The sequence below is a fragment of the Streptomyces sp. NPDC043427 genome (genome assembly GCF_056436655.1).
Genome location: NZ_JBWKCC010000001.1, coordinates 318,816 through 332,023, shown reverse-complemented (window position 1 = coordinate 332,023; position 13,208 = coordinate 318,816). Strand labels below are relative to the sequence as shown.

11 protein-coding genes are annotated in these 13,208 nt (G+C 71.7%); 8 read left to right on the top strand and 3 right to left on the bottom strand.

Annotated features, from left to right (window positions below; genetic code table 11):
• Window positions 1–22 precede the first annotated feature (22 nt).
• Complete coding sequence (locus AC067M_RS01525; RefSeq protein ID WP_478694924.1) at window positions 23–937, top strand: class I SAM-dependent methyltransferase; 915 nt, start codon at window positions 23–25, stop codon at window positions 935–937.
• A gap of 18 nt (window positions 938–955) precedes the next feature.
• Here AC067M_RS01525 and AC067M_RS01520 read toward each other — a convergent pair whose 3' ends face one another.
• Window positions 956–2,164, bottom strand: coding sequence for a bifunctional adenosylcobinamide kinase/adenosylcobinamide-phosphate guanylyltransferase (locus AC067M_RS01520; RefSeq protein ID WP_478694923.1), 1,209 nt, complete (start codon window positions 2,162–2,164; stop codon window positions 956–958).
• A gap of 204 nt (window positions 2,165–2,368) precedes the next feature.
• Here AC067M_RS01520 and AC067M_RS01515 point away from each other — a divergent pair, with 204 nt between their 5' ends.
• Window positions 2,369–2,587: a hypothetical protein gene (locus tag AC067M_RS01515; RefSeq protein ID WP_133926848.1), complete on the top strand. Its 219-nt coding sequence runs from the start codon at window positions 2,369–2,371 to the stop codon at window positions 2,585–2,587.
• A 101-nt stretch (window positions 2,588–2,688) separates the two neighbouring features.
• Here the strand turns inward: AC067M_RS01515 and AC067M_RS01510 are convergent, their stop codons facing one another.
• Together AC067M_RS01510 and AC067M_RS01505 are read right to left on the bottom strand one after the other, a co-directional pair.
• Entirely contained in the window at window positions 2,689–3,393 is a 705-nt protein-coding gene (locus AC067M_RS01510) for a class I SAM-dependent methyltransferase (protein ID WP_478695342.1), read from the bottom strand.
• Between the two features lie 80 nt (window positions 3,394–3,473).
• A complete protein-coding gene (locus AC067M_RS01505) occupies window positions 3,474–4,073 on the bottom strand; it encodes a DUF3043 domain-containing protein (RefSeq protein WP_478694922.1) in 600 nt (199 codons plus the stop codon).
• A 345-nt stretch (window positions 4,074–4,418) separates the two neighbouring features.
• Between AC067M_RS01505 and AC067M_RS01500 the strand changes: the two genes are divergently transcribed.
• The 6 genes from AC067M_RS01500 to AC067M_RS01475 all read left to right on the top strand — a co-directional run bounded on the left by AC067M_RS01500 (window position 4,419) and on the right by AC067M_RS01475 (window position 13,202).
• Window positions 4,419–5,189: a PspA/IM30 family protein gene (locus tag AC067M_RS01500; protein WP_478695341.1), complete on the top strand. Its 771-nt coding sequence runs from the start codon at window positions 4,419–4,421 to the stop codon at window positions 5,187–5,189.
• 44 nt (window positions 5,190–5,233) lie between these two features.
• On the top strand, window positions 5,234–5,512 hold the full coding sequence (pspAA, locus tag AC067M_RS01495) for a PspA-associated protein PspAA (protein WP_478694921.1): 279 nt from the start codon (window positions 5,234–5,236) through the stop codon (window positions 5,510–5,512).
• A gap of 168 nt (window positions 5,513–5,680) precedes the next feature.
• The gene (locus AC067M_RS01490; RefSeq protein ID WP_478694920.1) at window positions 5,681–6,901 is read left to right on the top strand and encodes a sensor histidine kinase; all 1,221 of its coding nucleotides are present in this window, start codon (window positions 5,681–5,683) and stop codon (window positions 6,899–6,901) included.
• Entirely contained in the window at window positions 6,898–7,581 is a 684-nt protein-coding gene (locus AC067M_RS01485) for a response regulator transcription factor (RefSeq protein WP_478694919.1), read from the top strand. The genes AC067M_RS01490 and AC067M_RS01485 overlap by 4 nt, the downstream gene beginning before the upstream one ends.
• A 159-nt stretch (window positions 7,582–7,740) precedes the next feature.
• A complete protein-coding gene (locus AC067M_RS01480; RefSeq protein ID WP_478694918.1) occupies window positions 7,741–10,860 on the top strand; it encodes an efflux RND transporter permease subunit in 3,120 nt (1,039 codons plus the stop codon).
• A gap of 119 nt (window positions 10,861–10,979) precedes the next feature.
• On the top strand, window positions 10,980–13,202 hold the full coding sequence (locus AC067M_RS01475; protein ID WP_478694917.1) for a serine/threonine-protein kinase: 2,223 nt from the start codon (window positions 10,980–10,982) through the stop codon (window positions 13,200–13,202).
• Window positions 13,203–13,208 lie beyond the last annotated feature (6 nt).

The window sequence follows — 13,208 nt, the reverse complement described above, 5'->3', positions numbered from 1 at the left end:
GCCCCTCCGTAGGGAGCAGCCCGTGCCCGCCAAGCCCAGACCCACCCAACTGGCCCTGCCCGTCGAGCACTTCCACGAGCCGCGCCGACCGGACTGCCCCTGGTGCGGCGCGACGTGTCTGCGCCCCCGCAAAAGGGACACGTTCACCATCGACGAGTGCGGCGACTGCGGCCACGCCTTCCAGAACCCCCGCCTCACCCCCGAGGGCCGGGAGTACCACCGCCGCGCCTGCGCGGCCCAGTCCGCCGCCCCCACCTTCCGGCACCTGCGGGCCGTCGCCCGCGCGATACTGCCGTTCCCCGAGCCGGAGAGCTGGCTGGACGTGGGGACGGGCACCGCCCGCTTCCCCGTCGCGGCGAAAAGGGTCTTCCCCTACACGTCCTTCGACGGCCTCGACCCCACCCGCCGCGTGGAACGGGCCTGGGCGGCCGAGCGCGTGGAGGAGGCGTACGTCGGTCACCTCACCGCCCCGGACATCGCCGCCCGCCTGCACGGTCGCTACGACGTCGTCAGCATGCTCCACCACCTGGAGCACACGCCCGACCCCCGCGCGGAACTCCACGCCGGCCTCGCCGCCCTCCGCCCCGGCGGCCATCTCCTCCTGGAACTCATCAACCCCCAGAGCGTGTTCGCGTCCCTCCTGGGCAGATGGTGGCACCCCCACACCCAGCCCACCCACCTCCACCTGATCCCCCCGGCCAACCTCCTCGTCGAGCTGGAGTACGAGGGCTGCACGATCGTCACCCTGGACCGCCACACCCCCCACACCCCCACCGACCTGGCCAAGGCGACGACCCACGCCCTCTCCCGCGCCCTCCCCACCCCCGCGACAGCCCCCTTCACCGCCACAGCCACCCTCCTGGACCGCGCCCTGGCGCCGGTACTCCGCCACACCGCCTTCTCCAACGCGTACCGGGTGATCGCCCGCAAGGGCTGACCCCCGCCCACGCACACGTCAACCCCGCAGCACCAACGCCTGCCCCGCCACCACCAGCAGAACCTGCTCGCACTCACTCGCGAACGCCGCGTTCAACCGCCCGAGCTCATCCCGGTACCGCCGCCCGGACGCGGTGGCCGGCACGATCCCCGAACCGACCTCGTTCGACACCGCGACCACGGTCCGCCGAGCCCCCCGCACCGCCGCTGTCAACTCCGTGACCCGCGCACGCAACGCCCGCTCACCCCCGCCCGCCCACACCGCGTCGTCCCACGCCCCGACGGAGTCCATCGCGTCCGTCAGCCACAGCGACAGACAGTCGATCAGCAGCGGCGCCCCCTCCTCGGCCAGCAGAGGCACCAGGTCGCACGTCTCCACCGTCCGCCACGACCCCGGCCTGCGCTCCCGGTGCCCGGCGACCCGGGCCGCCCACTCGGTGTCCCCGCTCCGCGAACCCCCCGTGGCGACGTACAGCACCTCGGGAAACGACTCCAGCCGCCGCTCGGCCTCCACGGACTTCCCCGACCGCGCCCCGCCCAGCACCAGCGTCCGCCGCGGTACGTCAGGCACGTCCTCGTATACCCCCACCACCAGCGTCGACCCGTCCGCCACCGCCCGCGCCCCCGCCGCCGCGAGCCGCCGCCGCAACTCCGCGCCGGGCGGCACGTCGTGGTCGAGATGAACGGCGATCACATCCGTGGTCGGCCCGACCGCGCCCACCGCCCGCAGCTTCGCCAAGGCGTCCGGCCGCCCCACGGCGTCCGCGAGCACCATGTCGTACCCGGCGGCGGCCTCGCCGCCCTCCTCCAGACCGGCCGGCGCACCCCCGGGCGGCAGATACAGCAACCGCTGCCCGTCCGGCCCGGTCACCGCGTACCCCGTGCCCGGAGCGTCCATCGCCACCGCCCGCACCCGATGCCCCGTCAGCAGCGTCAACTCCCGCCCGTCCGGCACCCGCGTGGGCTGCGGCAGCCCGGCCGGCACCTCCACCGGCGGCCCGTCGTGCGGATGCGACAGCAGCACCTGCCGTACACCCCCGAGCGAATGCCCCGCCCGCGCCGCCGCGAACGCCGCACCGGGCGTCAGATCGAGCAACAGCGCCCCGTCCACGAGCACCGCGGCAGCAGCCCGAGCGTCCACCCCTGCAGCGGCCGCACACGCGGCACAGGGACAGTCGGGCCGGGGGAGTCCAGCAGGGGCACCGGTACCGAGCAAAGTAACTTCCACGCCCCGATTCTCACCGTCCACGACACAACATGCGCACCGGATACCCCCTCAAGGGGGCGCGGGGCTGTGACCCATGCGGCTGCGCCGCGCGGGCGCGACAAGCCCACGACGGCCCGCACACGACCAACCACATGGATCATTCACGGCGCACCAGGCGGAGCGCATACGCTCTTCCCTGCACCTGTTCACATCTGGGAGGCGTACATGGCGGCATGGACGTGGCGGTTCGAGAAGGCCGACGGGACGGAGGTCCAGCCCGCGGTGCAGCCCGAGGAATTCACGACACAGGGAGACGCCGAGTCGTGGATCGGGGAGCAGTGGAAGGCCCTGCTCGAAGGCGGCACGGACCAGGTGCGGCTGTTCGAGGACGTCACGGAGATCTACGGCCCGATGAGCCTGCACGCCGAAGAGCCGGCGTCGTAACCGACCCGAAACCGACCTGAACGACAAGGAGGGGCGGCCCGCACCGGGCCGCCCCTCTTCATGTCCGTCGTGCATGTCGTTCATGTCCGTGCCCAAGGGCCTCAGCCCCGCACCCCGCACAGATGCAGCAACGCCGCGACCCCCCGATAGGGATCCGTCCGCCCCGCCCGCTCCTCCGCGGCCAGCAGCGTGTCCAGGTCCGCCGGGAGCTGCGCGTCGTCCGCCGCCGTGTCGGTGAAGACCCGCACGCCGTACCAGGCCTGAAGCGGCGCCCCGATCCCGGCCAGCGTCGCGGTCAGCGTGGCGAGCCGGTCCGCGCGTACGTCCAGCCCGAGCCGGTTGGTGTAGGACACGGTGTCGAAGGCGCCCAGGGTGCCGGCCCAGTCGCCGGACAGGCCCGGCCGCATCGCCAGCGCGTCGCCGTTGCGCACCAGCAGCGACAGCAGCCCGCCCGGGGCGAGCATCCGGGCCAGCCCTGCCAGCAGGGCGTCCGGCTCCTCGACGTACATGAGGACGCCGTGGCAGAGCACCACGTCGAAGCTGCCCGGCAGGAAGTGCACGCCGGTGTCGCGGCCGTCGCCCGCGATGATCCGCATCCGCTCCCGGATGCCCTCCGGCTCACCGGAGAGGGTCTCGCGGGCCGCGGCGATCATCTCGGCGTCCTGTTCGAGACCGGTCACCTGGTGCCCGGCCCGGGCCAGCCGCAGCGCCTGCGTGCCCTGGCCCATCCCCACGTCGAGCACGCGCAGCCGCTGCCCGACCGGATACCGGCCCACAATCTGCTCTTCGAGCTGGCGGGCGACCAGCTCCTGTCGTACGACATCACGCAGCGCGCCCAGCTTGCCGAGCCAGGCCTTGGCCGCGCCCCCGGAGAAAGACGCAGTGCTCAGGGCCGCTCTCCGCGCTTGACCTGCGGCTTGGGCAGCCGGAGCCGACGCATCTGGAGCGAGCGCATCAGGGCGTAGGCGACGGCGCCGCGCCGGTTCTGGCCGGGGAAGCGCTCGGTGAGCTGCTTGCGCAGCCGGAAGCTTGTGACGAACGAGTCGAGCACGATCAGCACGATCACGACCAGCCACAGCAGCAGCGCGATGCTCTGCAGCGAGCCCACCCGCACCATGCTCAGCACGAGGATGACCACGGCCATCGGCAGGAAGAACTCCGCCACGTTGAACCGCGAGTCGATGAAGTCGCGGGCGAACTTGCGGACCGGGCCCTTGTCCCGGGCGGGCAGGAACCGCTCGTCGCCGCCGGCCAGCGCCTGGCGCTGCCGCTCGAGCGCGGCACGGCGCTCCTCGCGCTGCCGCTTGGCCGCGTCCTTGCGCGTCAGCGACGTGTTGGCGACGCTGCGGCGCTGAGACTGGGACTCACTGCGCTTGGGCGTGGGCCGGCCCTTCGGGGCCTGCGGGTCACGGGTCTGCTTGGAGAGGTTCACCTGCGCCTTGTCGGCGACGGTGGCCTTCTCTTCATTGGCACGGCTACGGAACACAAAACCCAAGGGTACGGGGTCGGGGGCATGGACCCCAGCCCCGCGGGGAACGATCCGGCAACACCAGTCGTCCTGTAGGGGGACAGAGGGGACGTTGCGCACACCTCGTGGATTCCCCCGGCGAACGGCAGGAGGCGGCGGGAGACCCCGGGAGACCCCGGGGACCACCTACTCCCTACGCCGGAGCGGGTGCGTACGCACTCGTCCTTGGGGATGAGCGCATCCGTCCCCGAACAGTGCGTCAATGGATGCAGGGCCCGTACTGTGGGTTCTGTCGCAGAGCTGGAGCTGGACGTCAGAAGGGGGCGCGCGAAGCCCATGAGCGGTGTCATGAAGCGTATGGGGATGATCTTCCGCGCGAAGGCGAACAAGGCCCTTGACCGGGCCGAGGACCCGCGCGAGACCCTCGATTACTCGTACCAGAAGCAGTTGGAGCTCCTTCAGAAGGTCCGCCGTGGCGTCGCCGACGTGGCGACCTCCCGCAAGCGCCTGGAACTCCAGCTGAACCAGTTGCAGTCGCAGTCCTCCAAGCTGGAGGACCAGGGCCGCAAGGCGCTGGCGCTGGGCCGTGAGGACCTGGCCCGCGAGGCGCTCTCCCGCCGCGCCGCGCTCCAGCAGCAGGTGACGGACCTCGAGACGCAGCACTCGACGCTCCAGGGCGAGGAGGAGAAGCTCACCCTCGCGGCCCAGCGCCTCCAGGCCAAGGTCGACGCCTTCCGTACGAAGAAGGAGACGATCAAGGCGACCTACACCGCTGCCCAGGCCCAGACCCGTATCGGCGAGGCCTTCTCCGGCATCTCCGAGGAGATGGGCGACGTCGGCCTGGCCATCCAGCGTGCCGAGGACAAGACCGCCCAGCTCCAGGCCCGCGCCGGCGCGATCGACGAGCTCCTCGCCTCCGGTGCCCTGGACGACCCCTCCGGCATGGCCAAGGACGACATCCAGGCCGAGCTGGACCGGCTCTCCGGTGGTACGGATGTAGAGCTGGAGTTGCAGCGCATGAAGGCGGAGCTCGCCGGCGGCTCGTCCGCGGGGCAGCAGGCCATCGAGGGCGGCAACGGCCAGTCGCAGTCCCAGCAGCAGCCGCAGGACACGCCGCGCTTCGACAAGCAGTAGCGGAGCTGTAGACAAGCAGTGAGGGCCCACGCCGAGGAGGCGACATGATCGTACGGATCATGGGGGAGGGGCAGGTGAGGCTGGCCGACGGCCACCTCGCCGAACTGAGCAAGCTGGACGACGAACTCCTGGCCGAGATGGAGAACGGCGACGGCCCCGGCTTCCGCCGCACCCTCCAGGCCCTGCTCACCAAGGTCCACGAACTGGGCGAGCCACTCCCCGACGACTCCCTGGAACCGTCGGAGCTCATTCTCCCGTCCCCGGACGCCACCCTGGAGGAGGTCCGGGAACTGCTCAGCGACGACGGCTTGATCCCGGGGTGACGGAGCCATTGCGGCACAGCTGAGCGGTGTCCAGCCCGTCCGGCGGTTGAGGACGATGCCCGTTCAGCGCCGGAGCGGGGGCCTGGGGGCGGCAGCCGCCAGGGCACCGCACGTCAAGCCACCCCCACACAGGTACCGGCGAGGACAACTCCCCCGTACGGTTCAACCGTGAGCACACTCGAACGCGCCCGGTCCCAGGCCAAGGCACACCCCCTCGCCCTGGACGCGGCCCTGGCGGCCGCCGTCCTCGCGTGCATGGTGGCCGGCTCGTTCGTGGATCCGCACGGGCAGGACGGCGTCACCTGGGGCATGCGCACGCCGGACCCCTTCAGCCTGCTCCTGATGACTCTCGCCGCCGTCGTGCTGATCTTCCGCCGCCGGGCCCCCATGACGGTCCTCGCCCTCACCGGCACCCTCTCGGTCGTCGAGTCCGTCACCGGCGACCCCCGCGCCCCCGTCGCGATGTCCGCGGTCATCGCCCTCTACACCGTCGCCTCCACCACCGACCGCCCCACCACCTGGCGGGTCGGCCTGCTCACCATGGCCGTCCTCACCGGCGCCGCCATGCTCGCCGGACCCCTGCCCTGGTACGCCCAGGAGAACCTCGGCATCCTCGCCTGGACCGGCATCGGCGCCACCGCGGGCGACGCCGTCCGCAGCCGTCGCGCCTTCATCCACGCCATCAGGGAGCGCGCCGAACGCGCGGAACGCACCCGCGAGGAGGAGGCCCGCCGCCGCGTCGCCGAGGAACGCCTGCGCATCGCCCGTGACCTGCACGACGTCGTCGCCCACCACATCGCCCTGGTCAACGTCCAGGCGGGCGTCGCCGCGCATGTCATGGACAAGCGGCCCGACCAGGCCAAGGAGGCTCTCGCCCACGTACGGGAGGCCAGCCGCTCCGCGCTCAACGAACTGCGCGCCACGGTCGGTCTGCTGCGCCAGTCCGGCGACCCGGAGGCGCCGACCGAGCCGGCCCCCGGCCTCGACCGCCTCGACGAACTCGCCGGCACCTTCCGCAACGCCGGCCTCCAGGTGGAGGTCGCCCGCGCCGACCACGACACCACCCTGCCCGCCGCCGTCGACCTGGCCGCCTACCGCGTCATCCAGGAGGCCCTCACCAACGTGCAGAAGCACGCGGGCGCCGAGGCCAAGGCCGAGGTGAGCGTCGTCCGCGTGGGACCGAACATCGAGGTCACCGTCCTCGACGACGGCCGCCCCGGCACGGACGAGGGCCCCGAGGACGGCGGTGGCCACGGCCTGCTCGGCATGCGCGAGCGCGTCACCGCCCTGCGCGGCACGCTCACCACCGGTCCCCGCTACGGCGGCGGCTTCCGCGTGCATGCGATCCTGCCCGTCAAGACCACCTCCGCCACGAAGGATCCCGTATGACGATCCGTGTCCTGCTCGCCGACGACCAGGCGCTGCTCCGCAGCGCCTTTCGTGTGCTCGTCGACTCCGAGCCCGACATGGAAGTGGTCGGCGAGGCGGCCGACGGCGAGGAGGCGGTCCGGCTGGCGAAGCAACAGAACGCCGAGGTCGTCCTGATGGACATCCGGATGCCGGGCACGGACGGGCTCGCCGCCACCCGCCTGATCAGCGCCGACCCCGCACTGGCCCACGTCCGCGTGGTCATCCTGACGACCTTCGAGGTAGACGACTACGTCGTGCAGTCGCTGCGCGCGGGCGCCTCCGGCTTCCTCGGCAAGGGCTCCGAACCCGACGAGCTCCTCAACGCCATCCGGGTCGCGGCGGGCGGCGAGGCGCTGCTCTCCCCGGCCGCCACCAAGGGCCTGATCGCCCGTTTCCTCGCCCAGGGCGACGCGGCGGACGACGACCGTGACCCCGCCCGCGCCGAACGCCTCGAGGCGCTCACCGTGCGGGAGCGCGAGGTGCTCGTCCAGGTCGCCGGCGGCCACTCCAACGACGAGATCGCCGAACGCCTGGAGGTCAGCCCGCTGACGGTGAAGACGCACGTCAACCGGGCCATGGCCAAGCTGGGCGCCCGGGACCGGGCCCAGCTCGTGGTGATCGCGTACGAGTCGGGCCTGGTACGCCCAAGGGTGGAGTGACCTCTACCCGGCCGTACTGCGGCCGGAGTATGCGCCGCATAAGGAAATGGACCTGGGGGCTAGGGATCGGCCTTCCGCCATGGCTCAGGGTGTAGGGGTGGGCGCTGATCTTCGCGCCCACTGCCACTTCTGCCGCTCACAGAAGAGAGACCCTGACGCATGTCCTGGCTGTCAAAATTCAGCCTCGCACAACGGGCCCTGATCGGCCTGATGTCGATCATCGCGCTCGCCTTCGGGGCGATCGCGATACCCCAGCTCAAACAGCAACTCCTGCCCACCATCGAACTGCCCGTGGTCTCGGTCATCGCCCCCTACCAGGGTGCCTCGCCGGACGTCGTCGAGAAGCAGGTCGTCGAGCCCATCGAGGACATGCTCGAGGCCGTCGACGGCATCTCCGGCGTCACCTCCAAGGCCAGTGAGGGCAACGCCGTGATCATGGCGTCCTTCGACTACGGCAACGACACCAAGCAGCTCGTCTCCGACGTCCAGCAGGCCGTCAACCGGGCCCGCGTCCAGCTCCCGGACGAGGTGGACCCGCAGGTCGTCGCCGGTTCGACGGACGACATCCCCACCGTCGTCCTCGCCGTCACCTCCGGCAAGGACCAGCAGGCCCTCGCCGATCAGCTCGACCGGACCGTCGTGCCGGACCTGAAGGACATCGACGGTGTCGGTCAGGTCACCGTCGACGGCGTACGGGACCTGCGGGTCACCGTCACGCCCGACGAGGCGAAGCTGGCCAAGGCGGGCCTGACCACGCAGGACCTCGGCCAGGCCCTGCAGGCGGGCGGCGCGACCGTCCCGGCGGGCTCCTTCGACGAGGACGGCGCCAACCGCACCGTCCAGGTCGGCGGCGGCTTCACCTCCCTGAAGCAGATCCAGGACCTGATGATCACCGGCGAGAAGCCGGTCCGCCTGGGCGATGTGGCCAAGGTCGAGCAGCAGGAGGCCCCGTCCGACTCGATCACCCGTACCGACGGCAAACCCAGCCTCGCCGTGGCGGTCACCATGGACCACGACGGCAGCGCGGTCGCCATCTCGGACGCGGTCGAGGACAAGCTGCCCGACCTGCGCAAGGACCTCGGCGCAGACGCCTCCGTCACCGTGGTCAGCGACCAGGGTCCGGCCGTGAAGAAGTCCATCGAGGGCCTGACGACGGAGGGCGCGCTCGGCCTGCTCTTCGCGGTCCTGGTCATCCTGGTCTTCCTGGCCTCGATCCGCTCGACGCTGGTCACCGCGGTGTCCATCCCGCTCTCGGTCGTCCTCGCCCTGATCGTCCTGTGGACGCGCGACCTCTCCCTGAACATGCTGACGCTGGGCGCGCTGACGATCGCGATCGGCCGGGTCGTCGACGACTCGATCGTCGTCCTGGAGAACATCAAGCGCCACCTCGGCTACGGCGAGGAGCGCGAGTCCGCGATCCTCACCGCGGTCCGCGAGGTCGCCGGCGCGGTCACCTCCTCCACCCTCACCACCGTCGCCGTGTTCCTGCCGATCGGCCTGGTCGGCGGCATGGTGGGCGAGCTGTTCGGCGCCTTCAGCCTCACGGTGACGGCGGCGCTGCTGGCGTCCCTGCTGGTGTCGCTGACGGTCGTCCCCGTCCTGTCGTACTGGTTCCTGCGCACCCCGAAGGGCACCCCCGAGGACGCGGAGGAAGCGCGCCGCACGGCGGAGGAGAAGGAGGCGAAGAGCCGCCTCCAGCGCATCTACGTCCCCGTCCTGCGCTTCGCGACCCGTCGCCGTCTGACCAGTGTGGCGATCGCCGTGGTGGTCCTCGTCGGCACCTTCGGCATGGCGCCGCTGCTGAAGACGAACTTCTTCGACCCGGGCGAGCAGCAGGTCCTCACCGTCAAGCAGGAGCTGAAGCCGGGCACCAGCCTGGCGGCGACCGACGCGCAGGCGAAGAAGGTCGAGCAGCTGCTCGGCGACACCAAGGGCGTCAAGGACTACCAGGTCACCATCGGCTCCTCCGGCTTCCTGGCCGCCTTCGGCGGCGGCACGGACTCCAACCAGGCCTCGTACCAGGTGATGCTGGAGGACTCCGCGTCCTCCGCGGACGTACAGGACAGCATCGAGGAGGGCCTCGGCAAGCTGAAGGGCATCGGCACGACCACGGTCGGCGTCGGTGACGGCTTCGGCAACCAGGACCTCAGCGTCGTCGTGAAGGCGGCCGACGCCGGTGTGCTGCGCAAGGCGTCGGAGGAGGTCCGGGACGCCGTGGCCGGGCTCGACCACGTCACCGACGTGACCAGCGACCTGGCGCAGAGCGTCCCGCGCATCTCGGTCAAGGCCAACGACAAGGCGGCCGCGGCCGGCTTCAACGACCAGACGCTGGGCGCCGCCGTGACGCAGGCGGTACGGGGCACCACCACCGCCAAGGCGATCCTCGACGACACCGAGCGGGACGTCGTCATCACGTCGGCCAAGCCGGCCAGGACACTCCAGGAGCTGAAGAACCTGCGCCTGGGCCCGGTCGAACTGGGCGACATCGCGACCGTGCAGCTGGCGGACGGCCCGGTGTCGATGACCCGGATCGACGGTCAGCGCGCGGCCACCATCAGCGCGAAGCCGACCGGTGACAACACGGGCGCGGTGAGCACGGACCTTCAGGCCAAGATCAACGCCCTGAAGCTCCCGGCGGGCGCCACGGCCGAGATCGGCGGGGTCTCCCAGGACCAGGACGACGCGTTCGCGAACCTCGGCCTGGCGATGCTCGCGGCGATCGCGATCGTCTTCATGCTCCTGGTCGCGACCTTCCGCTCGCTGGCCCAGCCGCTGATCCTGCTGGTCTCCATCCCCTTCGCGGCGACCGGCGCGATCGGCCTGCTGGTCGCCACGGGCACCCCGATGGGCGTACCGGCGATGATCGGCATGCTGATGCTGATCGGCATCGTGGTCACCAACGCCATCGTGCTGATCGACCTCATCAACCAGTACCGGGGGCAGGGATACGGCGTCGTCGAGGCGGTTGTCGAGGGCGGCCGGCACCGGCTCCGCCCGATCCTGATGACGGCCCTGGCGACGATCTTCGCCCTCCTCCCGATGGCGCTCGGCGTCACCGGCGAGGGCGGCTTCATCGCCCAGCCCCTCGCGGTGGTCGTGATCGGCGGCCTGATCACGTCGACCCTGCTGACCCTGCTGCTCGTACCGACGCTCTACGCGATGCTGGAGCTCCGCAAGGAGCGGCGCGCGAAGAAGCGGGCGGCGAAGCGGGCGAAGAAGGCGGGCGTGACCGCCGACACCGCGTCGGCCTCGGACGAGCCGGAGCACGCGCGCGTGTGACGGGCCCGTGAGCCACGGCGGCCGGTTCCCGGACCTCGACAGGTCCGGGCACCGGCCGCCGCCGTGTGTTACGTATCCTGAGCCCTCGAACTGCTTCACGGGGGAAGGGGGTTCGGGCCGTGCCGCTGCACAGGGACGACCCGAGGTCGCTCGGCGGGTACAAGCTGGTCGACCGGCTGGGAGCCGGAGGCATGGGCGTCGTCTACCGGGGCAGATCCCGGTCCGGGCGGGAGGTCGCCGTCAAGGTGGTGCACGCCCAGTACGCCGAGGACGCCGTCTTCCGCACCCGGTTCCGGCAGGAGATCGAGGCCGTCCGCAAGGTGAGCGGCGCCTTCACCGCACCCGTCGTCGACGCCGACCCGGAGGCCGCGCGGCCCTGGATGGCCACGCAGTACGTACCCGGCCGCTCCCTCGCCGAGCGGCTGCGCGACAGCGGCCCGCTGAAGGCCGCCGAACTGCGCCGCCTCGCGCTGGGGTTGGTGGAGGCGCTGCGGGACATCCACCGGGCCGGCGTGGTGCACCGGGACCTGAAACCGGCGAACGTGCTGATGGCCGAGGACGGCCCGCGCGTCATCGACTTCGGCATCTCCCGCGCGGCGGAGAACCACACCCTGACCGAGACCGGCCAGATGATCGGCACCCCGCCGTTCATGTCCCCGGAACAACTCACCGACGCCCGCACGGTCGGCCCGGCCTCGGACGTCTTCTCGCTCGGCGCGCTGCTGGTGTACGTCACGACCGGGCGAGGCCCCTTCCACGCCGACAGCCCCTATCTGACGGCCTACCGGGTGGTCCACAACGAACCCGTACTGGACGGCGTGGGGGAGCCGCTGCGGGAGGTCCTGGAGCGCTGCCTGGCCAAAAAGGCCGCCGAGCGGCCCGGACTCGACGAGCTGGCAGGGGACTTGGCGGCCGCCCTGCCCGAACCGGACCCGGGCGAGTTGCCCACGATGAGCCTGCGCAAGGACCCGCCGGAGACGACGGAGCCCGGCCCGGGGGCCGCCGACCCCGCGCACACTGCCCGCCCCGGCCGTACCCGCCTGCTGGCCGCGACCGGCACGGTCGTCGCGCTCGCCCTCGGCCTGACGGCCTACCTGCTGTTCGGACCCCGACTTCAGGACTCCCGCGACGACTCGGGCTCGTCGCCGTCCGTGTCCTCCAGGTGGGGGACCCTGCCCGACGGCTGGCAACCCTGGCAGACAACGGTGTACGGGACCGCCGCGAGTGGTGTGAAGAAGGCGCTGGACGGCGGCCCCGGCGGCGCGGCCTACGGCGGGCCTCTGTCCTGCGCGCCGGGGGAGGGCGCCCTGTACTGCGGTGGAGACGGCACCCTCCCGGTCCGCGTGGACGGTCTGACGGGCAGGATCGCCTGGCGGGCGGATTCCCAGCCCTCCGGGGTGGAGCGGGGAAGCTACACCAGCGTGGTCCTCGGGGTGCGTGAAGGTGTGCTGCTGTACACCCAGTTGGTCATGAACGACGCGCGGGACGACGAGGTGACCAGTGTCGTCGCCCTCGACACGGACAGCGGCAGGCGGCTGTGGTCACACCCGGTGGACTCGGACAGCCTGGAGACGGCCCTCGTCGGAGACCTGCTCCTGACCCCGGACGGCAACCGTGTGACCGCCCGGTCGCCGCGTGACGGCAAGGCACGCTGGACCGCACCCGTCCCGTCCGGCTACGGCTGCGAGTTCCACGACGTCGACGGGCGCCCCTACGCGGCATGCGCCGACATGACGAAGGAGCCCGCCGACAACGTGCTCTTCGCCTTCGACCTGGCGGACGGCACGACGCGGCGGAAGGACGCCCCGGACATCGACGGCGACCCGCTCGGCACCCTCGACGGTGACCTGGTCTTCGTGGAATACGGCGACCGGGCCCCCACGAGCGCCGAGGAGATCGAGTACACCAACGTCCTGCTGTTGGACCCGGGCACCGGGGCCGTACGGGCGAAGAAGCTGGCGGGCAGCCCGCGCGGGGACGCGACCCTGGTGCACGGCGTACTTCTGTTCGCCTCCTCCAGCGGCCGGATGACCGCCGTGTCGCCCGAGACGGGCAAGCTGCTGTGGCAGACCTCGACGACCCTTCAGCAGCCCGGTACGCCGGTCGCAGACGGGCAGGGGCGCACGGTGTACGTGGCCAGCGCCAGCGGGCGCGTCGCCGCCCTCGACGCCCGCGAGGGCACCCTGCTGTGGGAATCCTCCCCGCGGGCCGACCAGGTCGTCGGCGTTCCCTATGCGTCGAAGGTCTTCCTCGACGAAGGTGCCCTGGTGGTGCTGAACCCCGACGGCACCGTCTTCAGCCTCGACCCCGCTCACCCCGAGCGGAAGCCCGACTCGGGGTGAGGTGGT

What these genes read in the sequence shown, in the direction of transcription:
- AC067M_RS01515 (WP_133926848.1), top strand. Translation starts at nt 2,369, where the DNA reads ATGGCGGCATGGACGTGGCGGTTCGAGAAGGCCGACGGGACGGAGGTC.
- AC067M_RS01500 (WP_478695341.1), top strand. Translation starts at nt 4,419, where the DNA reads ATGATCTTCCGCGCGAAGGCGAACAAGGCCCTTGACCGGGCCGAGGAC.
- AC067M_RS01485 (WP_478694919.1), top strand. Translation starts at nt 6,898, where the DNA reads ATGACGATCCGTGTCCTGCTCGCCGACGACCAGGCGCTGCTCCGCAGC.
- AC067M_RS01480 (WP_478694918.1), top strand. Translation starts at nt 7,741, where the DNA reads ATGTCCTGGCTGTCAAAATTCAGCCTCGCACAACGGGCCCTGATCGGC.
- pspAA (WP_478694921.1), top strand. Translation starts at nt 5,234, where the DNA reads ATGATCGTACGGATCATGGGGGAGGGGCAGGTGAGGCTGGCCGACGGC.